This is a genomic window from Gluconacetobacter asukensis, from assembly GCF_014174375.1.
In the GTDB taxonomy this organism is placed as follows: domain Bacteria; phylum Pseudomonadota; class Alphaproteobacteria; order Acetobacterales; family Acetobacteraceae; genus Gluconacetobacter; species Gluconacetobacter asukensis.
Genome location: NZ_JABEQE010000001.1, coordinates 168,238 through 190,526 on the forward strand (window position 1 = coordinate 168,238; position 22,289 = coordinate 190,526).

At 64.3% G+C, this 22,289-nt stretch carries 17 protein-coding genes; 2 read left to right on the forward strand and 15 right to left on the reverse strand.

Annotated elements, in window-relative coordinates:
- Positions 1-5: 5 nt before the first annotated feature.
- The 3 genes from HLH35_RS00750 to HLH35_RS00760 all read right to left on the reverse strand — a co-directional run bounded on the left by HLH35_RS00750 (position 6) and on the right by HLH35_RS00760 (position 3,761).
- Complete coding sequence (locus tag HLH35_RS00750) at positions 6-1,517, reverse strand: succinate CoA transferase (protein ID WP_182977335.1); 1,512 nt, start codon at positions 1,515-1,517, stop codon at positions 6-8.
- A gap of 461 nt (positions 1,518-1,978) precedes the next feature.
- A complete protein-coding gene (locus HLH35_RS00755; RefSeq protein WP_182977590.1) occupies positions 1,979-2,998 on the reverse strand; it encodes a zinc-binding alcohol dehydrogenase family protein in 1,020 nt (339 codons plus the stop codon).
- A 193-nt stretch (positions 2,999-3,191) separates the two neighbouring features.
- A complete protein-coding gene (locus HLH35_RS00760) occupies positions 3,192-3,761 on the reverse strand; it encodes an NADPH-dependent FMN reductase (protein ID WP_182977336.1) in 570 nt (189 codons plus the stop codon).
- A 165-nt stretch (positions 3,762-3,926) separates the two neighbouring features.
- On the opposite strand from HLH35_RS00760, the gene HLH35_RS00765 reads away from it, so the two are divergent.
- Positions 3,927-6,086: an AsmA family protein gene (locus tag HLH35_RS00765; protein ID WP_182977337.1), complete on the forward strand. Its 2,160-nt coding sequence runs from the start codon at positions 3,927-3,929 to the stop codon at positions 6,084-6,086.
- A 40-nt stretch (positions 6,087-6,126) separates the two neighbouring features.
- Here the strand turns inward: HLH35_RS00765 and HLH35_RS00770 are convergent, their stop codons facing one another.
- From HLH35_RS00770 to HLH35_RS00785, 5 genes are all read right to left on the reverse strand, one after another.
- Positions 6,127-6,876, reverse strand: coding sequence for a DUF3313 family protein (locus tag HLH35_RS00770; RefSeq protein ID WP_182977338.1), 750 nt, complete (start codon positions 6,874-6,876; stop codon positions 6,127-6,129).
- Between the two features lie 92 nt (positions 6,877-6,968).
- Positions 6,969-8,411: a sensor histidine kinase gene (locus HLH35_RS00775; RefSeq protein ID WP_182977339.1), complete on the reverse strand. Its 1,443-nt coding sequence runs from the start codon at positions 8,409-8,411 to the stop codon at positions 6,969-6,971.
- On the reverse strand, positions 8,408-9,127 hold the full coding sequence (locus tag HLH35_RS00780; RefSeq protein WP_220790479.1) for a response regulator: 720 nt from the start codon (positions 9,125-9,127) through the stop codon (positions 8,408-8,410). Before HLH35_RS00780 ends, HLH35_RS00775 begins: the two co-directional genes overlap by 4 nt.
- Positions 9,128-10,013: 886 nt before the next feature.
- Entirely contained in the window at positions 10,014-10,136 is a 123-nt protein-coding gene (locus HLH35_RS20115) for a hypothetical protein (protein ID WP_275944202.1), read from the reverse strand.
- A 134-nt stretch (positions 10,137-10,270) separates the two neighbouring features.
- Positions 10,271-10,753 (reverse strand): FAD/NAD(P)-binding protein, encoded by a 483-nt coding sequence (locus HLH35_RS00785; protein ID WP_182977340.1) that lies wholly within the window; start codon positions 10,751-10,753, stop codon positions 10,271-10,273.
- Between the two features lie 167 nt (positions 10,754-10,920).
- Between HLH35_RS00785 and HLH35_RS00790 the strand changes: the two genes are divergently transcribed.
- Complete coding sequence (locus tag HLH35_RS00790; RefSeq protein ID WP_246384747.1) at positions 10,921-11,949, forward strand: acyltransferase family protein; 1,029 nt, start codon at positions 10,921-10,923, stop codon at positions 11,947-11,949.
- Between the two features lie 257 nt (positions 11,950-12,206).
- On the opposite strand, the gene HLH35_RS00795 is transcribed toward HLH35_RS00790, so the two are convergent.
- The 7 genes from HLH35_RS00795 to HLH35_RS00825 form a co-directional block, all read right to left on the reverse strand.
- Positions 12,207-13,652: an FAD/NAD(P)-binding protein gene (locus HLH35_RS00795; RefSeq protein WP_182977342.1), complete on the reverse strand. Its 1,446-nt coding sequence runs from the start codon at positions 13,650-13,652 to the stop codon at positions 12,207-12,209.
- Positions 13,649-15,019, reverse strand: coding sequence for an LLM class flavin-dependent oxidoreductase (locus HLH35_RS00800; protein ID WP_182977343.1), 1,371 nt, complete (start codon positions 15,017-15,019; stop codon positions 13,649-13,651). Before HLH35_RS00800 ends, HLH35_RS00795 begins: the two co-directional genes overlap by 4 nt.
- A gap of 11 nt (positions 15,020-15,030) precedes the next feature.
- Positions 15,031-17,214: a TonB-dependent receptor family protein gene (locus HLH35_RS00805; RefSeq protein ID WP_246384777.1), complete on the reverse strand. Its 2,184-nt coding sequence runs from the start codon at positions 17,212-17,214 to the stop codon at positions 15,031-15,033.
- 269 nt (positions 17,215-17,483) lie between these two features.
- Entirely contained in the window at positions 17,484-18,017 is a 534-nt protein-coding gene (locus tag HLH35_RS00810; RefSeq protein ID WP_182977345.1) for a flavin reductase, read from the reverse strand.
- A 25-nt stretch (positions 18,018-18,042) separates the two neighbouring features.
- On the reverse strand, positions 18,043-19,221 hold the full coding sequence (ssuD, locus tag HLH35_RS00815) for an FMNH2-dependent alkanesulfonate monooxygenase (RefSeq protein ID WP_182977346.1): 1,179 nt from the start codon (positions 19,219-19,221) through the stop codon (positions 18,043-18,045).
- 1 nt (position 19,222) lies between these two features.
- Positions 19,223-20,665 (reverse strand): LLM class flavin-dependent oxidoreductase, encoded by a 1,443-nt coding sequence (locus HLH35_RS00820; protein WP_182977347.1) that lies wholly within the window; start codon positions 20,663-20,665, stop codon positions 19,223-19,225.
- Positions 20,662-21,891: an acyl-CoA dehydrogenase family protein gene (locus tag HLH35_RS00825; protein ID WP_182977348.1), complete on the reverse strand. Its 1,230-nt coding sequence runs from the start codon at positions 21,889-21,891 to the stop codon at positions 20,662-20,664. Before HLH35_RS00825 ends, HLH35_RS00820 begins: the two co-directional genes overlap by 4 nt.
- Positions 21,892-22,289: the final 398 nt, after the last annotated feature.

The window sequence follows — 22,289 nt, forward strand, 5'->3', positions numbered from 1 at the left end:
GGCCGTCAAATCCGCATCGAGCCCGTCTCGATAAAGCGCTGATGCCAGGACAGGGCCTCGCCCAGCAGATGGGGCGTATCGCCCCCGCCTCCATCCACCCTCTCGGCCCGCGCCAGATAGTCCCGCAATTGCGGCCGGAAATCCGGATGGGCACAGTTCTCGATAATCACCCGCGCCCGCCGCCGCGCCGACAGGCCGCGCAGATCGGCCAGCCCCTGTTCCGTCACCAGCACCTGAACATCCTGATTGATGTGGTCGACATGCGACACCATGGGCACGATCGAGGAAATCGTCCCATTCCGGGCAACCGACGGCAGCATGAAGATCGACAGCAGCGCGCTGCGGGCAAAATCGCCCGACCCGCCAATCCCGTTCTGCACCCGCGACCCCATGACGCGGGTGGAATTGACGTTGCCGTAGATATCGGCCTCGATCCCCGCATTCATCGCGATACAGTTCAGGCCCCGCGCCACCGCCGGATTGTTGCTGACCTCCTGCTGGCGCAGCACCAGACGGTCGCGCAGCACCCCCATGTCGGCCTTCGCCGCCGCCGCCTGCGCATTGCTCAGATACAGCGACGCGCCGGAGACGACGCGCATCTTGCCGCTGCGCACCATGTCCAGCATGCCGTCCTGGATCACTTCGGTATAGGCGGTCAGGTTCTCGAACGGCGCATCGGCCAGCGCGGTCATCACGGCATTGGCAATATTCCCCACCCCCGATTGCAGGGGCGGCAACGCCTCCGGCAGCCGGCCGCGCACCACCTCGTGCTTGAGAAATTCGATGATATGGCCCGCAATGCGGGTGGCATCGGGCACGGCACGGAACGACTGGCCCAGATCCCCCTCATCGGTTCGCACCACTGCTGCGATCTTGTCCGGCGGCACCCGCAGCACCGTCCCGCCGATGCGCTCGCCCGCCCATGATACCACGGGCAGCCGGGCACCGGCCTCGCGGTCACCGGCCCAGATATCGTGGATGCCCTCCAGTTCGGTCGTATGCCAGCCATTCACCTCGATGATGATTTTGTCGGCCATCTCCAGCCAGGTCTTGGCATTGCCGATGGCCAGTGTCGGCACGATGCCGCCATCCTCGCGGATCAGCGCCGCCTCGATGACCGCCACATCGACCTTGCCCAGGAACCCCGCGCGCGCCCAGGGCGCAACGCGGCTCAGATGCGTGTCGACATAGGCCACCCTGCCTTCATTGGCCTGCGCCCGCAGATCGGCATCCCCCATATAGGGCATGCGGAAACTGATCGCCTCGGCACGGGCCAGCACCCCATCCACATCCGGCGTGGTGGAGGCCCCCGTCAGCAGGCTGATCGCGAACGCCTCGCCCCGCTCATGCCGCGCAATGGCCCGACGGGCCAACGCCCTGGGCAGCGCCTTGGGCGTGCCACCGGGGCCGAACCCGCCCATTCCCACCACGTCCCCATGCGCGATCAGGCACGCCGCCTCATCCGCGTCCATGATCCTGTGCCTGAACGCCGCATTGTGGACACGCTCTTCGGCCATGGCGTTCTCCCGTCATCTTCTTGTTCTTGTTTTTTCCGGTTTCCGACGGTCATGACCGCATATTTCCGGAAGGCACAGCCACTCTCAGTCTCTCAAACGCACACCAACAAAAATACCAATCATTTGTTAGGTTAACTCGTGTAAAGCCCGACCCCGCGCCTGTCGAGGCCGAATATGAAACCGCACCATCACACGTGATTGAACGCCCATGCGCCGATGCCGGTTTCCCCAGGCCGACGCACCCAATCGCCTCGGGCGGAAGGAAAAGCAGCTCCGCCGCCCGAGGCCGCCAGTCTCAGAGCCTGACCGAAAATGTGGGCTGGTGAGCGAGAGCGGCCCCAGCGGGCCGCGCCCGTCGTGTGGTTCCGGGCATCGGAGCGGAGCGGCCTTGTGGGCCGCCCGCCGCGAAGCACAGGAAACGCGCGTCGGATCGCCGCCAGCGCGCATTTACGGTCAGGCTTTCAGGCGGAAAACCCCTCCAGCACGATCTTGCCCCGCGCCCGCCCGCTTTCCAGCAGAGCATGCGCCCGCTTCAGATTGGCAGCACAGATCGGCCCGAACTGCTCGGCCAGCGTGCTGCGCAGCGTCCCGGCATCCACCAGCCGCGCCACCTCGTCCAGAATCTCGCCCTGGCGCCCCATATCGGGGGTGCCGAACATCGAGCGGGTAAACATCAATTCCCAATGCACCGCCACGCTCCTGGTCTTGAACGGCAGGATGTCGAAAGCCGGCGGATCGTCGATCAGCCCCATATGGCCCTGCGGCGCGATCAGCTCCGCGATATCGGCCAGATGCCGGTCGGTCTGGGTCGTGGAAAAGACGAAGCCGGGCGCCCCACCGGACAGCGCCGCCACCTGCGGGGCAAGAGAACGGGCATGGTCGATCACATGCGTGGCCCCCAGTTCCACGACCCAGTCCCGCGTCTCGGGCCGCGAGGCGGTCGCGATCACCTCCAGCCCCATCAGCGCCCGCACAAGCTGAATGGCCACCGACCCGACGCCGCCGGCCCCGCCGACGATCAACACCGAAGGCGCCGCACCCGGCACCGAGCGCCGGATATCCAGCCGGTCGAACAGCATTTCCCACGCCGTCAGCGCGGTCAGCGGCAGGGCGGCGGCCTGTGCCCAGTCCAGCGTGCGCGGCATGTGCCCGACGATGCGTTCATCCACCAGATGATATTCCGCGTTCGTCCCCTGCCGCCCCAGCGCCCCGGCATAGAAGACCGGGTCACCGACCTTGAAGCGCGTCACCTCGGGTCCAACGGCGGCCACCACCCCGGCGGCATCCCAGCCAAGGACTTTCCACTCGCCCGGCTCGGCCTGCGCGCGCAGGCGCACCTTGGTATCCACCGGGTTGACCGACACCGCACGAACCGCAACCAGCAGGTCGCGCCCGGCGGCAACGGGCACCGGCAAATCGAGATCGACCAGCGCATCATCGGCGCTGATGGGGCGGGAGAACTGATAACCGACGGCGCGCATGGCCATGTTCCTTCCTTGTCGTGCCGTCAGGTGAACCCCTATGGCGCGCTATACGCAAGAACGCACATTGATCGCCCATATCCTGTCCGAACGCGGACGCACGCCACACCGGGCTACCATCAGGTGCCAGCACACCCCCCCTGAACGAATCAAAGTTTTTTGGTTCTTTTTTTCAAAAAAGAACGTCTTCCCCTTACGCCTTCAACTTCCGCGCCAGAACCGCCAGAGCCACCAACTGCCGCGCCAGGAAATCGCGCGTCGCGGTATCGGTCAGTTCCTGCGCCTCCGCATCGATCTTCTGCGCGGCCAGCCCGATCATGGCTTCGGGCCTGTTCAGCACCATGGCATCGAGAGAAACCAGGCTCTGGCGCAGATGATACTGCGCCCGCGCGCCCCCGATCACCCCCGGCGAGGCCGTCTGGATCGCCACCGGCTTTCCCGCCAGCGGCTGCGGCGCGAGGCGCGACAGCCAGTCGATGGCGTTCTTCAGCACACCGGGCATCGAGTAATTATATTCGGGCGTCACGATGATCACCCCATCCGCCGCGCGGATCTGCTCCGCCATGAGCTGAACGGGTGCCGGAAATCCCTGGTCCTGCACATCCGCGTCATAGAGCGGGAACGCACCGACCGAGCCCAGCGCGCTGATCGTCACCCCCTCGGGCGCCAGCGCGGGCAGCGCCTTCGCCACAGCGCGATTGAGCGATTTCCTGCGCAGGCTCCCCAGCAGGGTCACGAAATGAAGAGGAACCAGATCCGTCATGGTACGCCTCCGGTAGGGGGCGGAACACGCGCGCCCCGTCCACCGATGTCTCATGGACAGGCCGGCCCATGCAATCACGATGCACACCGCGCGCCCCGGCCGGGCGGGCCGCCACGGGGGAACCCCTATCGTCTTCAACCGTAAAAGATTGAACATCATCGCTTTATGTGCCGGATACCCCCTCCCGGCACCCTGCGAGGCCCTGAGAACGGAGACCCATTCTTGACCGCACAACCCGGCACACCCCGCTCCCCGCTCCGCAGGCCGCTGCCCATCCTGGCCGGCCTGTCGGCGCTCGCGCTCCTGCTGCTGGTCGTGCTGTGGAACTGGGACTGGTTCGTCCCCATGATCGAACGCCGGGCCTCGGCGGCCCTTCACCGCCCGGTCACCATCGCCCACCTGCACGTCCGCCCCGGCTGGACGACCACCATCACGCTGGATGACCCGCATATCGGGCAACCGGAGGGCTTCACCGCGGAGAAGGAGGACTTCGCCAGCGCGAAATCCCTGACCGTCTCGGTCAAGCCCTGGCCCTATCTGGTGGGCCGCGGGCTGACGCTCCCGCTGGTCGCACTCGACACACCGCGCGGCGATATCGTGGCCCTACAGGACGGGCGCAACAATTACACCTTCACGGCCGACGGCAAACCGGCCCCGGATAACGGCTCACCGACCAGCCTGCCGCATATCGACGAATTGCGGATCACCGACGGCGATATCCGCGTCGCCCTGGCCCGCCTGCGCAGCGATTTCCGCCTGGCGCTCCACACCACGCCACCGGCGGAGGGCAAGCTGGGCACCATCGTAGCGGAAGCCAAGGGGCGCTACGCGGCACAGCCGATCACCGGCCATTTCGTCGGCGGCGCGCTGCTGACCCTCGCGGACGCGCAAAACCCCTATCCCGTCGACCTGCACGTGGCCAACGGCCCCACCACGGTAACCCTGCGCGGCACGGTGAACGACCCGATCCATTTCGCCGGCGCGCAGCTCAACCTGACCCTCACCGGGCCGGACATGTCGCTGCTCTACCCGCTGATCGGCATCCCGATTCCGCAGACGCCGCATTATTCCATCGCGGGAAAACTCGATTATACAGAAGCAAAGATCCGCTTCACCGGGTTCGAAGGCCGTCTGGGCAGCTCGGATCTCGGCGGCGATCTCACCGTCGATCCGCACCAGAAAGTCCCCTTCGTCGAGGCCGCCCTGCACTCCCATCTCGTGGACCTGGCCGACCTCGCCGGCTTCGTCGGCGGCGAACCGGGCCACGCGAAGACCGAGAACCCGTCAGACACCAAAATCCTGCCCGACCAGCGCATCAACGTTCCCAAACTGAACGCCGTCAACGCCCATATCGCCTATCATGGCGACCATATCGAAAACAAACGCCTGCCGCTGGATAATATCGATGTCGAGGCCACGGTCCAGGACGGCGCGATCGACGTCCGCAAGCTGAACTTCGCGGTGGGCACCGGCACACTCGCCTCCGTCGCCACCCTCACCCCCGCCGCGAACGACGATTTCAGCACGCGCTTCAAGCTCGATGTCTCGCGCGTGCCCGTCACGCGCCTCATGAAGGGTCTCGGCTCGCTCGAGGGACAGGGCACGATCGGCGGCCATGTCACCCTGTCGGCCACCGGCCATTCGGTGGCCGACCTGGTCGCGCACGGCACAGGCGGCATCACCATCGTCCTCGACCAGGGCGGCCATCTCTCCGCCATCCTGCCCGACCTGCTGGGCCTGCAACTGGGCAATGCGCTCCTCTCGGCGCTGGGCCTGCCGCCCCGCACGCCGCTGCAATGCTTCATCGCCGACATGCCGCTGAAAGACGGCATCCTGTCCACACACTCCTTCCTGATCCAGACGGGCGATACGCGCACAACAGGTGACGGCACGGTCAATTTCCGCAACAACACGCTGGATTACGCCATCACCACCCGCGCCATCCATTTCACCGTCGCCTCCTTCCCCGGCGCGGTCCATATCAGCGGCCCCCTGCGCAGCCCGATCATTCTGCCCGGCGCCGAAATCGCCGGCCGCGTGGCCGCGACGGGCGCGCTGGCCGCCGTCTTCCCGCCCGCCGCCATCATCCCGACCATCCAGTTCGGCGTCGGCAAGGGCTCGGCCTGCGAACAGGCGGTGGCCCAGGCCTACGCCCACCCCGCCGCCGGCATCGCCCCCGGCACCACCACCGGCCCCCACCCGTCGCCTGCCGCCCGCGCCGGCCGGGCCAGGGCAACCAGGGCAACGACCGCCGCCGAGCGGAAAGCCGCGGCGGAGGTCCGCGCCGCATGGGCGAAAAAGCAGCAGAAAACCGGCCATGAATGACCCGTCGACGCCTCACCCCAGGGCCGCCCCCCCGTTCGTGTCAGTTGGCTGACGATGCGACGGCCTGTGCCGCCTGCTCCTTTTTCTTCTCTTTCCTGAACTGCTCATCCAGAAGCAGGGAAGCAAGGTGAAAAGCCCGCCTGGCATGCGCATAGGGCAGCCATTGGCCCAGCGCGTTCCACGGCATGCCATTATTATACGTCGCCACGGCAACCAGCGCCTCGCCCGTCGCGGCATCCGATGCGACCAGCTCCTCGCTCGCACCGCCCGGTGCCGGCGGGGGGACCGGGGGCATGCCGCCACCGGCCGCACCGGCGGCAAATCCGGCGACGACCGGGATCGCATTATAATACCATTTGCTCCGCCGGATATTCGTGATGGCGGCACGGACGCGGATCACGTCGGTGCAGGCACCGCAATCGCCGACGGGCAGAACCCGGAAATCATGGCCCAGGGCCTCGCCCAGTTCCTTCTGGAAGGCAGCGGTCATCCGTGCCTCGGCCTTGGGGGAAAGCTTCGGCGCTTTCGCGACCGGCTGCCAGACCACCGGCTCGATCATGACAGTGTGATATCGCGCCACATCCATGTTCGGATCGACATAGATCAGATCATCCGTGTGATCTTTCGTGTGGCTCATCTGCGCATAGGTTTCAGGCGGGATAAAACCTGTCCGGGTCAGTTTCTGTCCGGCGCATCCCGCAAGCGAAGCAATCGCCGCACAGGCGATCAGGGGGGTCGCCGCACGACGGACGCGGCGTGTCCCCGCCTCTCGGAAGGATGTGGAAATCATGGATAGCTCCGGCTACCGACGGAAAGGCCCCGTCGCGGCATGGCCTGCCACGATGGAGCATCCCGATACGGTCGTGTTTCGATGGAGCCAGATTAGCGGGCCGGTTTTTCCCGCATGTGTCCGATATGTGCCGGTCCGGAAACATTGCGACCAGTCTGTATCATGGCCGGAAGCATCACGCGGACTTCCAGCCCGCCACCCTCGCGGTTTTCCATCACGATATCGCCGCCATGCGAGCGGATGATCGCCTGCGCCGAGGTCAGGCCAAGCCCGACGCCGCCCGTCTGTCGGTTACGCGACTTGTCGACACGGAAATACGGCTCGAACACGCGCGGCAGCGCTTCCGGAGGAATGCCCGGGCCACGATCGCGGACAAAGACGATCAGGCTGCCATCGTCCCGCTGTTCGAGGTCGATCGTGGGCGCCTTGCCGTATTTTATGGAATTTTCGACAAGATTCGTGAAAACCCGCTTCAGGGCATATAGCCGCCCGACATAACAGGTCTTGTTCGGGCCGTGATAGTCCACCCTGTGGCCCTGATCGCTGTAATCATAGGCGATGGTCTGAAGCAGGCCGGGCAGGTCGAACATGGTGGCGGCTTCACTGGCCGCATCGTCGCGAAAGAAAGAGAGGGCGCCGTCGATCATGGCCTGCATCTCGTCGACATCGCGGAACAGGTTGGCCTGCTGCCACTTATCGTCGATATACTCGCCGCGCAGGCGTATGCGCGTCAGCGGCGTGCGCAGATCGTGCGAGATCGCCGCCAGCATGGTCGTCCGGTATTCGATGAAGCGCTGGATCTGGGCCTGCATGCCGTTGATGGTCCGCGCGACCAGCTTTATTTCTCTCGGACCGACTTCCTCGATGGAGGCGCTCGGCGGCTGATGTCCGAGCTGGCGGACGGACTCCGCCAGATGTTCGATCGGGCGGGAGAGCTGGCGGGACGCGATCAGCGACACGGCGATCACCCAGAGCGCGAGCGTGACGACCTGCAGCATCAGGCGTTCGAACGGATAGAACCCCCAAAATCTCTGTAGCGCGATGCCGAGGATCCAGCTTCCGTCCGCCAGCCGCACACCGACGAAATAGGCATCGGGATTGCGTATCCGGTCATAGGGCAGGCCGGGAGCCCAGGAGACAGGGTTGTCTTCCTGGAAGACCACGATCCTGTCCGGCTTGCGGGCCAGGAACGGTTCCAGGAAGGCGCGGCTCTGCGCCACCTGCGGCTCCAGATACTGTCCGCGCTCCAGCACGCCGGCCACGGCGCTCCCCGCGTCGTACCACCCGTAATGGATGGTATCGGTATTGGCCGCCGCCGCCAGGCGGGCCCGCTCGGCGGGCGTGGCGGCATCCACCAGGCGGATGACGGTCGCGACCTGTTGCACCAGGCCCGTCGCCTGCACGTCGGGCTTGGCCCACGTTCCTCCGAAAGCGAAGAAAAGCTGGAGCAGCAGCAGGGTGACACCGGCGGCGAGCGCGACCGTGACGACCAGCCGGCGGGTGATCGTATCACCCAGGAACAGGAAGCGCCTCATGCCCTGGTCACCGCGGAGGCGAACATATAGCCGCCATTGCGGACCGTCCGGATAATCTCGGGGTTCTTGGGGTCATCCTCCAGCTTGTGGCGCAACCGGCTGACCTGCACGTCTATGCTCCGGTCATAGGCCGCGTGCGACGGCCCGCGCGCCAGATCCATCAACTGGTCGCGGGTCAGAACGCGCTGGGGATGTTCGACAAAGGCCAGCAGAAGCTCGAACTCGCCCCCCGACAACAGGACCAGCGACTGGTTGGCCGAACGCAGTTCGCGGCGTGTGACATCCAGCCGCCAGGTGCCGAAGCACAGGATCGGGCGCGCCGGCTCTTCGGGCCCCGCGACCTTGTCCCGGACCCGGCGGAGAACGGCCTTGACCCGGGCCAGAAGCTCCCGCTGGTCGAAAGGCTTGGTCAGGTAATCGTCCGCCCCGATCTCCAGCCCCACGACCCGGTCCGTATGGTCGGCCATCGCCGAGAGCATGATCACGGGAATATTCGATGTGCTGCGCAGCCTCTGGCACAGGCTGAACCCGTCTTCCTTGCGCAGCATGATGTCGAGGATCACAAGGTCGATGGCCTCGGCTTCAAGGGCGGCGAACATGTCCTGCCCGCCTTCGGCGACCGAAACCTGGTAGCCGTGCTTCTGCAGAAAGCCGGTCAGCAGATCGAGGATATCCCTGTCATCATCGACAACGAGAAGAGTGGGCATGCTGGTCATCGGCCTCCTGTAACACGGCCGGACGGCCCGATGATGTCCAGGGAATGAAACCTTATTTCAACCCGGACACAAAAAGAGCCCCATTGCACACGGCCCGCCCCATCGAGATTGCACCAAACCCATAAAGAGTCTTCGACCGGGTCGAAAGGGTGAACTGATAGCAAGGTACCGCCCCACACATAAAGACATCACGGAATGTCCGGATGGCCCATATTTTCCATCATGATCTCCGTCCCTGGGCGGAGCCCATACGAAATATCTGACCGGACAGCACCTCCATCGTAAAATAAAATACAAACGAGACCCATATTATCTTCTTTATAGATGTCACGACGATACTCATTTTCAAGCGTCTTTAAGATAGAAAACTGCAATAAATTCGTCGATTTATTATTTCTTCACTTCCGTTAGATAAATAAACGAAATAGATATGGATATCACCATGTAAGACACAAGAAATACCCAGGGAAAGACGGAAAAGGCGAATTCGGCAACATATCGAATCAACCCCATCATGATTTTCCTTGCTTTTATTTTCGATGGGTCGATCGCGGGAGCACTGTCAATCGACGTATGGGCTTGCGTTCTGCAACTGGGATAAAAAATCATCTTCTTCCTTGCTCCTTTTGATCCCAGTCGACAAACGCTCTACACCTTGCGACGAAGGGTTCCGTCGCCAGTTTGTAATCAGCCTTTTTTTCTGCGGTATGTCTTGAATATGTCGCGCCTGAAACATGGTCCTTCTTTTGACGGGCCGACCAAAAAGTCGGCCCGGCACAGGCTTCGAGTAAAGCCCCGCATAATTCCAACGATTCCAGCTAGGATTTCAGAGCCTGACCGTAAATGCGCGCTGGCGGCGATCCGACGCGTGTTTTCTGCCTGGTTCTCAGGTAGGCGTCTCCACCACCCGCAGAATGGTCGCCGCAATCATCTCGGCATTCGCCGTCACTCCCGGCAGCCCCATCAACTCGCCGAACGTCCCCCGCGACAACGGCCCGACGACAAACAAACTCGGTTCCGCCGCGCCCGCCACAGACAGCGCATGGCCTGATCGGTGCCCCCCAACCCCACCGGGTCGGCCCGCAGACCCCCTGCCGGGCCAGTCCGGCCCGAAAGGGCTGCGAAGACAGGATATGGGCATGATCAGGCCCGGTGGTCGTCACCACCACATCGAACGACGCAAACCTCCTGCCCGCCACCATGCCGACGCAACGTCACGGCAACCCCCTCGCCCTGCTGGTCGGCGGCATCAATCCGCGCAGCCAGCACATCCAGCGTCCCCTCGGCGATCCGCCGATGCAGCACCCGCTTCACCTGCGGCGCGATGCGAAAGCGCCGCGTATCCCAGAACGGACGGAGATGCCGCACCAGCCGCCGCCGCCCCACGACCGACAACGCCGCCCAGATGGCCCCAGCCTGCCGGCGCATGGCGTTGAAGACGGTCTGCCAGGGCCGATCCGGATCATCGCGCAACGCAAGCCGCACCCGGCGCAGCCCCCCGCCGCCGCCCGCGCCGGCAGAACAAAGGCCACCACCCCGCCCCCTGGAAATCAGCGGCGCAAGTCCCCGCCGCGTGGGAGAAAAAGCAGCCGCAGAAGGGCCATTGATGACGAGACGTTTGGACATGCGTGCTGCCGGCGCGCCGACGCGCGTCTCCCCGGTCGAAGCATGCAGCCGGTCTGATTATAAAAACATGGACAGGCCCCAAGGTCCGCCGTTACGCTTCATGCTGAATCCGGAAAGCAGGACATACTCGAATGCAGTCAAGCATAAGGCAAGGCCGCAGGATCATATTGTCCCTTCAATATCTCCGGGCTCTTGCCGCCGTCGGGGTCGTGTTATTCCATCAGTTCCAGAATGTATCGCCAATCTTCATCCTAGGAAAATATGGGGTCGGTCTGTTCTTCATTATCAGCGGCATCATCATGGTTTCGCTTACAGAAGGACGAGCGATCAAACCGTTGAATTTCTTCATCGACCGCCTGACGCGCGTGGCGCCGATGTATTGGATCGCGACATTCATCACGTTCATTCTGGGGTGCGTCGGAATATATAGCCCATCCATTTATTCCCACGGGATCGGCCATTTCATCCTGTCGTGCCTGTTCATTCCTTCCCTTAACGAGCATGGCAATATGATGCCTACGCTGTTTATTGGTTGGACATTGAATTATGAGATGTTTTTTTACTTGGTTTTTGGTGCTCTCCTGCTCATTCAGGGTCGCTACCGGCTGATTGTGTTGGCAATGATATTTTTGTCATTGGCACTGTGCGGCGTGATCTTTCCACAGGCACCCGACCTCGTTCATTTCTATACCAGTCCGTATTTGCTTGAGTTCCTGGCCGGGTGTTGCCTCGGGGCGATCTTCGGACTCGATCTCATGAAGCTGCGCGCCTGGCCAACAGTTGCGCTTATCGCCGCCGTCATCATTGCCATGGCCGGTTTGGGGTTTGTTTTTCCCCTTTTGTGGACCGGAGCGGCGACAGTCCTCCTCGTCGCCACGTTCATGTGGGCCGAGCGTCGGGGTTATGCCCCGTCATTTCCACTCGCACTGATGCTTGGAAATGCGTCATATTCCATCTACCTTTTCCAGCAGATCGCGTTTGATGCGACCCAGACGGCTCTTCGCCTGCTGCATTATCGGCCTGGTCTTCATACCATACCGACGCGATGCGTTGCGGTCCTGCTGGCGATATTGACCGGCATCGCGGTATATCGGTTTATCGAAACGCCGCTTACGAAGACGATCCGCAGAGCCCTGGATGTCAGCCGGGGTGCATCCAACTCCTCCTCGAAGACGGCTGCCACGGCACGCATCTAGAAGATGCCGTGCGCGGGGGATTCCGCCGACGGGCCCGCCTTTTCATGTCCTTGATTTGGAAAATCTTTCCGGCTTCATGTCGATCCGTGACCGGCGCTTTCCGGGGCTCTGGGAGGACAATGGGACGTGCTTGGCGAAGCTGCGGCATGGTCTGCGTCGCAGGCCGCAGCTTCGCCCTCGTACCCAAAAGGTGTAGCCAAGGTGGCAAGCATCATGAGCATGAATTTTTTGAACGATTCCAATGTGTGATCAAAAAATCAGGCCAAGAAACCGCCTGTGAAATACTGTCCTGATGGAGACATAGGTTTCGACTTAGCCGGCTCCGCATCGGCCGCCCGCAGAATGATCGCGGCAATCCTCTCCGCATTGGCCGTCACTTCCGGCAACCCCATCAGTTCGCCGAACGTCCCGCGCGACAGCGGCCCGGCGACAAACAAACTCGGTTCCGCCTCGCCCGCCACAGACAGCGCATGACCCTCCCGGTCGGTCTCCACCCCCAACCCCACCGGGTCAGCCCGCAGCAACCCCCGCCGCGCCAGCTCGGCCAGAAAGGGCTGCGAGGACAGGATATGGGCATGGTCCGGTCCGGTGGTCGTCACCACCGTGTCGAACGATGCAACCTGCGGCTCCCCACCCCGCCGGCGCAGCGTCACGGCAAATCCATCCCCCTGCCGGGCAGCCGCCTCGATCCGCCCGGCCAGCACATGCAGCGTCCCCTCGGCAATCCGCCGATGCAGCACCCGCTCCACCTGCGGCGCAATGCGAAAGCGCCGCGTATCCCAGAACGGCCGCACATGCCGCACCAGCCGTCGCCGCTCCACCACCGGCAACGCCGCCCAGATCGCCCCGGCCTGCCGCCGCACGGCGTTGAAAATAGTCTGCCACGGCCGGTCAGGATCGTCGCGCAACGCAAGCCGCACCCGGCGCAGCACACCGCGCGCCGTCGGCGCCGGATCGGTGGAGAAATCCCCCCACGCATCGGTCACATCGCTCAGATCCGCCTGCGACACCTGCCCCCGGCGCGACAGCGCCACGATCTCCCCCCGATGCCCGGCCGCATCCAGTGACGCCACCACATCCGCCATGCTCAACCCGGTGCCCACGATCAGCACCCGATCCTCCAGCCCAATCGCCCCCAACGCCCCGACCGCCCAAGGATCGACGACCAGCCCCCCACGCCCGACCAGCCCGGCCAACGCCGTCGGCGGCGCCGGTGCGGGGTGCGAGGTCGCAATCACCACGATATCGGCTTCTTCCCGCGCACCATCATCGGTCGCAATCCACCATCCACCCTCCGGCCGGGGCGCGACCTCCGCCACACGCGCCCGCCGATGCACCACCCGCCCGCTGGCCAGGCGCGGCGCCAGCCGCGCCGCCACATAGCGGCCGAACACCGATCGCGCGGGATAGGCCGCCCCATTGGGCAACAGGGCCTCCGGGTCAGCCTCCAGCGCCCCATCCGCCCGCAGCCAGGCATGGAAATCATCGGGGATAGCGGTCGTCAGGCTCATCCGCGCGGCCGGCACGTTGATGCGGTGGCGCGGATCGCGCGCGCCATACGCCACCCCCTGCCCCAGCGCCTCGCGCGGCTCGAACACCGTCACCGGCGGCAGTTCGGCCGCCCCATTCGTCAGATGCCACGCAATGGCGGCCCCGCTGAAGCCGCCGCCGATAATGGCAATCCTGGGCAATATCTCGCTCATGCCGTCTCCGTACGACGCACGCGGCTGGCCGGATGGTCCGCCCCCAGCCGGTCCCCGCGTCCGAACAGTTTCTCACGCAGGGTGCCGGGACGATAGGCCTGCTTGTAGATGCCGCGCCGCTGCAATTCCGGCACCACGAATTCCACCACATCGGCAAAACTCTCGGGCGTCACGGCATAAGCCAGGTTGAACCCGTCGACACCGGTGCGGACCACCCACTCCTCCAGCAGGTCGGCAATCCGCTCCGGCCCGCCGACAATGGTGGTGCCCATGCCGCCGATCGCCGCATGCTCGGCCAGTTCGCGCACCGTCCACACCTTGCCGGGGTCCTGCACCGTCAGCGCATCGACGGCGGAATGGATCGCATCATTGCGGATATGCCGCACCGGGTCATCCGGCGCGTAACGCGAGAAATCGATCCCCGTCCACCCCGCCAGCAGGGTCAGCGCCCCCTCAAGACTGACATGGCGGCGATACTCCTGCCATTTCGCCTGCGCGGCGTCGTCATCAAGCCCGGTAATGATCGTCAGCAGCGAGAAGATCAGCGGATCGCCCGCATGCCGCCCTTCCTGCCGGGCCCGGGCGCGCAGATCCGCGACACTGGCCGCCACCACCGCCGCCGAAGGCCCGGCCACGAACACGCATTCCGCATGCCGCGCGGCAAAGGCACGGCCACGAGAGGACGCCCCGGCCTGATAGAGAACCGGCGTGCGCTGCGCCGAGGGCTCGCACAGATGAATCGCATCCAGCCTGAAATACTCACCCTCATGCACGATGCGATGCACCTTGGCCGGATCGGTAAAGATCCCCCGCGCCGCATCGCGCAGCACCGCATCGTCCTGCCAGCTTTCCTCCCACAGGCGATAGACCAGATGCAGATATTCGTCGGCAATGTCATAGCGCGTGTCATGCGCCACCTGCCGCACCTGCCCCGTCCCCCGCGCCGCGCTGTCCAGATAGCCGGTCACGATATTCCAGCCGATCCGCCCCTCGGTCAGATGATCCAGCGTCGACATGCGCCGCGCGAACGGATAGGGCGGCTCGAAAGACAGAGTGGAGGTCAGGCCGAATCCCAGATTCTCCGTCACCGCCGCCATGGCCGAAATCAGCATCGCCGGATCGTTGACCGGCACCTGCGACGCATTGCGCAGCGCGGCGTCCGCATTGCCGCCATACACGTCATACACTCCCAGCACATCGGCCAGGAACAGCCCGTCGAACAGGCCGCGCTCCAGCAGCCGCGCCAGATCGGTCCAGTAACGGATGGTGTTGTACGTCCCCGACCGGTCGCGCGGGTGTCGCCACAGGCCGCTGGCCTGGTGCGACACGCAATTCATGTCGAAGGCATTCAGCCGGATCTCGGTCATGGCCCAGCCCCTTAGTTGAAGCCCAGCGACAGGCCGGCAAACACGCCCAGCCCATCACCCGGCTGCATCACCGCCAACTGCTTGCCCGCCGCGATGTATCCCGGCACGACGATGGCCGCGTAATGCGTGTTGGCGAGGTTATTGACGCTGAGGAAGACCTGCCGATGCTTGCCCGGCCAGTCATAGCCGATGTTCAGATTGTAGATGTGATAGGATGGCGCGAAATAGGTCTCGTCATACGCGGCCCCGACCTTCGACGACACCTGGGCATTGAAGCCGGCATAGAACCCGGCCTTGGTGTCGAGATGGATCTCGCCCTGATAGAAATGTTCCGGAATGCCCGGCAGGCGGTTGCTACCGAACACCGCATCATGGCGGAAGCGGAAATCCTGCCACGTATAGGCCTGCCGCAGCGACAGCGTATTGCCCGCCCACTCATACAGCGTGGTTTCCAGCGAGGCTTCGACACCCTGATGCGTGGTCGGTGACGCATTGCCGTAGATCGAGGCCCCGATGGCCTGCGATGCCGGCGTCATCACCGACAGCAATTCGTTGCGCACGTCGGAATGGTAATAGGTCAGGCTCCACTTGTTCCGCCACGCATGCCCGGTGGTGCCGATCTCATACGTCGTGGCCGTCTGGTTGCGCAGCTTCCCAGCACCCGAATTCATGCCCGACTGAGGCGTGTTTCCGGTGAAATACGGCCCGGCATAATTGAGGTTCCAGTCATTGGGCGGCTGGATGCTGCGGCTCACATTGCCATACAGTTCCACATGCGGGCTGATGACATAGCGAAAGCCACCACGCGGCACGAAATTGACCGAGGATTGCTTGAAATTCGCCCCGGCCGCCGTGTACGGATACGGCACGCCCGAAGATTTCTGGATAAACGCCACCGCGGCCGCCGTCGTCAGCCAGAAATTATGGAACAGTTCGGTATTGTTCCGCAGATGGAAGTAGTTTTCCGTCCCGCCATAGGTCACATGGCGCAGGATCTGCCCGATCGGCAGCCCCACCAGATTGGCGGTCTGCACCCGCACCCGGTTGGTCTGCCACGCTTCCAGGTCCGACGTATCCATAAAGCCGAGCTGCGTATCACTCTTGTGCCCGGCCAGCACATCGTGGCGCGTATAGTTCAGCACCCCCGCCACCGTCTTGTAGCCCCAGATCTGGCTGAATTTCACATTCTGGATGTCGATCGGCGCGTCCTGGTAATCGAATCCCAGTTCCAGCTTCGACTGGTCGTCAATCTGGAACGTGGTCATGTTGCCATAGAATTTCGTGCCCGGCTGAATACGCACCGAATGCCAGGCCCGATAGGGAGCCTGCGCCTGCTTCGGATTCTCCAGGATCTGGTCGCGGGTCAGGTAACCCGGATACCCGTTCTCGGTCTGCCGGTAACGGAAGAAGAAGCGCGTCGAAACCCGGTCGTTGAAATGATAGCCGAAATTGGCATTCACGCCGAAACTGTTCGCCTGCGTCTCGGTCTGGTACCCGCCCCGGTAGGAATTGGTCACGCTGATATAATAATCGGCCTTGCCGATCACCTTGCCCGAACTGAGCTGTTCCTTGTTGTAGCCGAAACTGCCGGCCTCGACGCGCGCCTGATAGGTCTGCGCGTCATAACCGGTCTGGGTCACGTAATTGATGCCGCCGCCCAGTTGCAGCCCGCCATAATCGAACGCATTCGCCCCGCGCAGCACTTCGGTGTAACGCAGCCCCAGCGGCTCGAACAATTCATAGGGCGTGCCGGCAGGCGTGGTCACGGGCAGTCCGTCGAACATCATCAGAAGGCCCGAGCGGAAATAATTGGTGCCGACCTGGATCCCCGACCCACGGATCGACAGGCGCAGCCCGTCGCCGCCGCCCGAGGACTGGGCGAACACGCCGGGCTGAAACGCCAGCGCATCCGCATTGGTCAGGTTCCGCCCGCGCAACACCTGCTTGGCGTCGATCACGGTCGCGGCCCCCGGCAGACTGTCCAGTTGCGCCCGTGCCTGATCGGCGGGGGACAGGCGATGGGTCGCGACAACGATATCCTCGCCCTTCACAGGGGCCGCCGCTGCAACCGGGGCGGTCCGGGCCGCCGCCGGCGCCGTTTTCTGAGCGGGCGCCGCATGGGGCGCATGGTCCGCGGCCCGGCGCGCATGGCTGTCGTCAGCCCATGCGCTGGCCGCCAGCGGGCCGGCCTGCATCAGGGCCAACGCCGAAGGGCCCAGCAATACTCTGGCGGATTGCGAAAACCGGCCCGCCCGCCGGGGCCAGGCAGAACGACGCGAAAAGGAACGGGGCATGATACTCGATATCCAGACTCTGAAGGAATGATCGCAGGCTTTCGAATTTACGCACTTATTGTCGTCGTTATTTCCATCGCAACAAAAAGCACATATTTTCTTTGTTTCTTTTTATATTCGCGATTTTTATAGTGGATTACGGACGCGCGCCGTCCGCACCAGGCCTCCGGTCAACAGGATGTCGGCAACACGGCATAGCGCCGGGCAAACCACACGAGCCCGTCCGTCTGCCCGCCCGCCAGATGCACATCCAGCACCTGGGCAAACACCACCGTATGGGTGCCGGCCTCCACAACCCGCTCCACCCGGCATTCGAAGGTCGCCAGCGCACCGTCCAGAAGCGGCGCGCCGGTCACGCCCCGCTGCCAGCTTGCGCCGGCAAACCGCTCGTCCATCGTCTTCGACCGGCTGCCGAAGGCCGAGGACAGCGCCTGCTGCGCCCCGCCCAGCACATTCACCGCCAGCACCCCATGGTCGAGAACATGCGGATGCGCGCTGGTGGTACGATTGATGCAGACCAGCAGCGTCGGCGGCGCGTCCGACACGCTGCACACGGCCGTCGCGGTAAAGCCATGCCGCCCATTCTCGCCATCGGTGGTGACAATGGTCACGGCCCCGGCCAGCAGCGCCATGCCGTCGCGAAAACGCTGCGCGGACTCGGCTTCAAGGGCGCCGGGCACCGGCGCCTTTACGGAAATGTTCATGTCAGGCGATCCTTCGGGTCACTGTTCACGCCGCGCGATGGCTGGCGCCACCGCCGGGCCGATGATCGCCGGCAATCGTCTCGCCGAACGGCCCCATATTGCTGATCGAGGCCGCCCCCCGCACCGGATGCGCCGTCGGCAGCAGCGGCAGCACCAGTTCGCCGAACTGATAGGCCTCCTCCAGGTGCGGATAGCCCGAGAAGATGAAACTATCGATGCCCAGCCTGCGATATTCGTCGATCCGCTCGGCCACCGTCGCCGGATCGCCCACCAGCGCGGTGCCCGCGCCGCCGCGCACCAGCCCCACGCCCGCCCACAGGTTGGGGCTGATTTCCAGCTTGTCGCGCCGGCCGCCATGCAGCGCGCTCATGCGCGCCTGCCCCACGGAATCCATCCGCGCGAACACTTTCTGCGCCTCGGCAATGGTCGCATCGTCCAGATACGAGATCAGCCGGTCCGCCTCGGCCCACGCCGCCTCGTTCGTCTCGCGCACGATCACATGCAGCCGGATGCCGAACGACACCTGACGCCCCTGCGCCTCCGCCTTGCGCCGCACATGCGCGATCTTCTCGGCCACCTGTGCCGGCGGCTCGCCCCAGGTCAGGTATTTGTCGATATGCGTCGCCGCCACATCCACCGCCGCCGGCGAGGACCCGCCGAAATAGAGCGGCGGCCCGTTTTCCTGAAAAGACGGGAACAGCAGACGCCCGTCCTCGATCCGGAAATGCGGCCCCTCATGATTCACCGTCTCGCCACGCAGCAGGGCGCGATAGATCTCCAGGAACTCGTCGGTGATCGCATACCGTTCGGCATGGTCGGCAAAGAACCCGTCGCCGGCATTCTCCTTCGGGTCGCCGCCGGTCACGATATTGATCAGCAGCCGGCCCTGCGAAATCCGGTCCAGCGTCGACGTCATCCGTGCCGAGAGCGTGGGCGATTGCAGCCCCGGCCGCACCGCGATCAGGAATTTCAGCCGCTCGGTGCTCGGCGCCAGCGCCGACGCCACCACCCAGCTATCCTCGCAACTGCGGCCGGTCGGGATCAGCACCCCGTAATAGCCCAGCGAATCCGCCGCCCGCGCCACCTGCTGCAGATAGGGCAGATCGACCGGTCGCCCGCCCTTCTGCGTGCCCAGATAACGGGAATCGCCATGCGTCGGCAGAAACCACAGGACGTTAATCTTCTCGGGGATCGCGACACTCATGTCAGGATGCCTTGTTCTGGATCAGGTCTGGAAAAAGCGGCGGTGTCGGCGTGGCCAGCGCCGCCGGGTCGCGATAGCGCCCGGCGGCATGCCGATCCGGCAGGCGGGCATGACCCGCGCCGAACAGCCGCTCGCGCAAGGTCTCGTCCGGCGCATAGGCGGTGCGATAGCGCCCGCGCGCCTGCAACTCGGGCACGATCAGGTCGATGAAATCCCGCGCGGTGTCGAAGGAATGGTACTGGCGCAGATTGATGCCATCGATGCCATCCACATCCAGCCAGGACTCGATCGCATCCGCCACCCGCCCCGGTTCGCCGGCAATGAAATAGCGCCCTTCGTCAAAGCGGCCGATCTGCTCCAGCGCGCTGCCCACCGTCTGCTCGGGCCGGAACCGCCGGCCCATATTGCCAAAACGCGCACCCTCGCGCTTCAGCACGCTCTCGATCGTGTCGTTCGGGTCATAGCTTCGCAGATCCACTTCCGACTGCGCATGGATCAGCGCGCCTTCCAGGCTGTAGAACTCCCGATAGGCCTTCAGCTTTTCCTGCGCCGCCTGCTCGGTCGGCCCGGTGATGATGCCGGCCTGCACGATAAAGCGGATATCGTCGGGCCGACGGCCAAAGGCCTGTGCCCGCCTGCGGGTGGCCGCGATGTTGCGGCGCACATCCTCGGTCGTCTGCCCGCCGATAAACACCACTTCCGCATGGCGCGCGGCATATTCCAGCCCCGCCGCCGATCCCGTCGCCTGGAACAGCACCGGCGTGCGCTGCCGCGACGGCTGCACCAGATGCGGCCCGGCCACCTGGAAATGCGCGCCATGATGATCGATGGCCCGCACCCGCGACGGATCGGTAAAGATGCCGGCCGCCCGATCGGCGACAATCGCGTCGTCGTCCCAGCTTCCTTCCCAGAGCTTGTAGAGCACATCGATATATTCGTCGGCGATCACATAGCGCTCGTCATGCGGGATCTCGTCCTCCAGCCCGAAATTCCGCGCGGCGGATTGCAGGTAGGAGGTCACGATGTTCCACCCGACGCGCCCGTTCGTCAGCACATCCAGCGTCGCCATGCGCCGCGCGAAGGCAAAGGGCGGCTCATAGGTGGTCGAAAAGGTCACGCCGAAACCGACATGTTTCGTCACCGCCGCCATCGCCGGCACCAGCATCAGCGGGTCCAGGTTCGGGATCTGCACCGCCTGTCGCAGCGCCGCCGCCGTGCCGTCGCCAAACCGGTCATAGGTCCCGACCACATCGGCCAGGAACACGGCATCGAACAGCCCGCGCTCGGCAAGCTGCGCCACCTCGGTCCAGTACGACAGTTCGGAAAAACGATGGCGGTTATTGCCGGGTGCGCGCCACATGCCATGCACGATATGGCCGACGCAGGCCATCTCGAACAGGTTGACGTGCAATTGCCGCCGCGCGGGACTTTCCTGCGTACTCATGCCGTGCGCTCCGTCGTCGGCGTGGCGGCCCGCCAGATCGCATCCAGCGCCGTGCCGTTCAGTTCCAGATCTCCCAGCGCCCGCGCCCGCTGCACCGCCGGATTGTGCGAGGCCAGCACACGGGCATTGCGCCAGTGCCGGTCCAGCCCCAGCGAGGACGCGGTGGCCGAAGCCCCCCCGACCTCGAACAGGCGCGTCGTCGCCTCCAGCGTCTGCTCCAGCACGATCTGCTGCGCCTGGAAGGCGATGCGCTCCGCCTCGTCATAAAGCGGATGTTCCGTCACGCCCGCCTCCCACGCCTCGGCGCCACGCTCCAACGCGCGCGCCACATCCTCGACCAGCGCCGAGGTCGAATAGGCCAGCGCCGACAGCCGGCCCACCACCTGCTGCACCAGCGGATCATGGCGCTGGCTGACCTTGCCCGGCACGCCGAAGGTCCGCGTGCGCGGCCGCACGAACGCCACCGCATCGCGCAGCGCCGCCCGGCTGATCCCCGCCAGCGTCGCCAGATGGAACAATTGATAATAGGCGGTCAGGAAACTGCTGCTCGGCACATGGTCAAAGGACGACCGCGCCAGGATCTGCCCGTCCGACACCGCAACCCCGTCGAAGCGCGTGGTGCCACTACCGGTCAGCCGCTGCCCGAACCCGTCCCAATCATCCTCACGCGTCACGCCGGCCGCCGTGGCCGGCACCGCCAGACGCACGCGCTCGCCCGCCTCGTCGGCCACGACGATAATCCAGTCGGCATAGAGCGTGCCGGTCGAATAATATTTGGTCCCGTCCAGCCGCCAGCCCTCGCCCTGCCGCGTCAGCGTGGTGCTGGTTCCCGTACTGTCGGTCAGCTCCGCCATCGCCGCGCCGAACAGCGCGCCATCCACGATGCGCGCGTACCAGGCCGCCGAGCGTGCCCGGTCGGGGTCGTGCCGCAATCCCTCGATAAAGGCAAAATGGGCCCGCACGATCTGCGGCAGGTTGGAATCCGCTGCCGCCAGTTCACTCAGCAGGCGGAAAATCTCGACCAGCCCCAGGCCCGCGCCACCGGCCTCGCGCGGCACCCGCAGGGTCCCGAACCCCACCTCACGCAGCCATGCCACCGCCTCGTAGGGAAGAACGCGCCCCTGCTCACGCACCACCGCGCCCTCGGCGATCCGCGCGAACACCTCCCGCAATCCCCCCTCCGTTGAGGCGACCGGGGCCGGCGCATCCTGTGTCAATGCGTCCATCGTCTTCCGGGACCTTCCGCCATAAACAACGACTTTCCTGCGTAATTAATCTACGCATGACGGAGGATTATAAACGATTCACCATGTGTCAATGCACATATCACGAAATCGCTATCGCCCCCGGCGATGAGGCCCATATAACAAACTGAAATATAATACTTAAATTATTCTCATCACTTTTTATCCCGCCCCCTCCATCCCCTCCCCATCCATTTCGGATCGGCAGCGGCGCCCGGGGGCATACTCCTTGCCGCAGGACAGACACCTGCCGCCCCCATATCCCCCGCCCCAAATTACACAACAAAACATGATATATTTCACTTGAGATTGCCGAATAACACGATAGAAATCGTCAAAGTCCGATGGAACTGACGATATTGCGGGGCGGCCAAGCCCTT

Bases quoted from the DNA above. Each gene is read 5' to 3' on its own strand.
- HLH35_RS00750 (WP_182977335.1), bottom strand. From the start codon at position 1,517: ATGGCCGAAGAGCGTGTCCACAATGCGGCGTTCAGGCACAGGATCATG.
- HLH35_RS00755 (WP_182977590.1), bottom strand. From the start codon at position 2,998: ATGCGCGCCGTCGGTTATCAGTTCTCCCGCCCCATCAGCGCCGATGAT.
- HLH35_RS00760 (WP_182977336.1), bottom strand. From the start codon at position 3,761: ATGACGGATCTGGTTCCTCTTCATTTCGTGACCCTGCTGGGGAGCCTG.
- HLH35_RS00765 (WP_182977337.1), top strand. From the start codon at position 3,927: ATGTGCCGGATACCCCCTCCCGGCACCCTGCGAGGCCCTGAGAACGGA.
- HLH35_RS00770 (WP_182977338.1), bottom strand. From the start codon at position 6,876: ATGATTTCCACATCCTTCCGAGAGGCGGGGACACGCCGCGTCCGTCGT.
- HLH35_RS00775 (WP_182977339.1), bottom strand. From the start codon at position 8,411: ATGAGGCGCTTCCTGTTCCTGGGTGATACGATCACCCGCCGGCTGGTC.
- HLH35_RS00780 (WP_220790479.1), bottom strand. From the start codon at position 9,127: ATGACCAGCATGCCCACTCTTCTCGTTGTCGATGATGACAGGGATATC.
- HLH35_RS00785 (WP_182977340.1), bottom strand. From the start codon at position 10,753: ATGTCCAAACGTCTCGTCATCAATGGCCCTTCTGCGGCTGCTTTTTCT.
- HLH35_RS00795 (WP_182977342.1), bottom strand. From the start codon at position 13,652: ATGAGCGAGATATTGCCCAGGATTGCCATTATCGGCGGCGGCTTCAGC.
- HLH35_RS00800 (WP_182977343.1), bottom strand. From the start codon at position 15,019: ATGACCGAGATCCGGCTGAATGCCTTCGACATGAATTGCGTGTCGCAC.
- HLH35_RS00805 (WP_246384777.1), bottom strand. From the start codon at position 17,214: ATGCAGGCCGGCCCGCTGGCGGCCAGCGCATGGGCTGACGACAGCCAT.
- HLH35_RS00810 (WP_182977345.1), bottom strand. From the start codon at position 18,017: ATGAACATTTCCGTAAAGGCGCCGGTGCCCGGCGCCCTTGAAGCCGAG.
- ssuD (WP_182977346.1), bottom strand. From the start codon at position 19,221: ATGAGTGTCGCGATCCCCGAGAAGATTAACGTCCTGTGGTTTCTGCCG.
- HLH35_RS00820 (WP_182977347.1), bottom strand. From the start codon at position 20,665: ATGAGTACGCAGGAAAGTCCCGCGCGGCGGCAATTGCACGTCAACCTG.
- HLH35_RS00825 (WP_182977348.1), bottom strand. From the start codon at position 21,891: ATGGACGCATTGACACAGGATGCGCCGGCCCCGGTCGCCTCAACGGAG.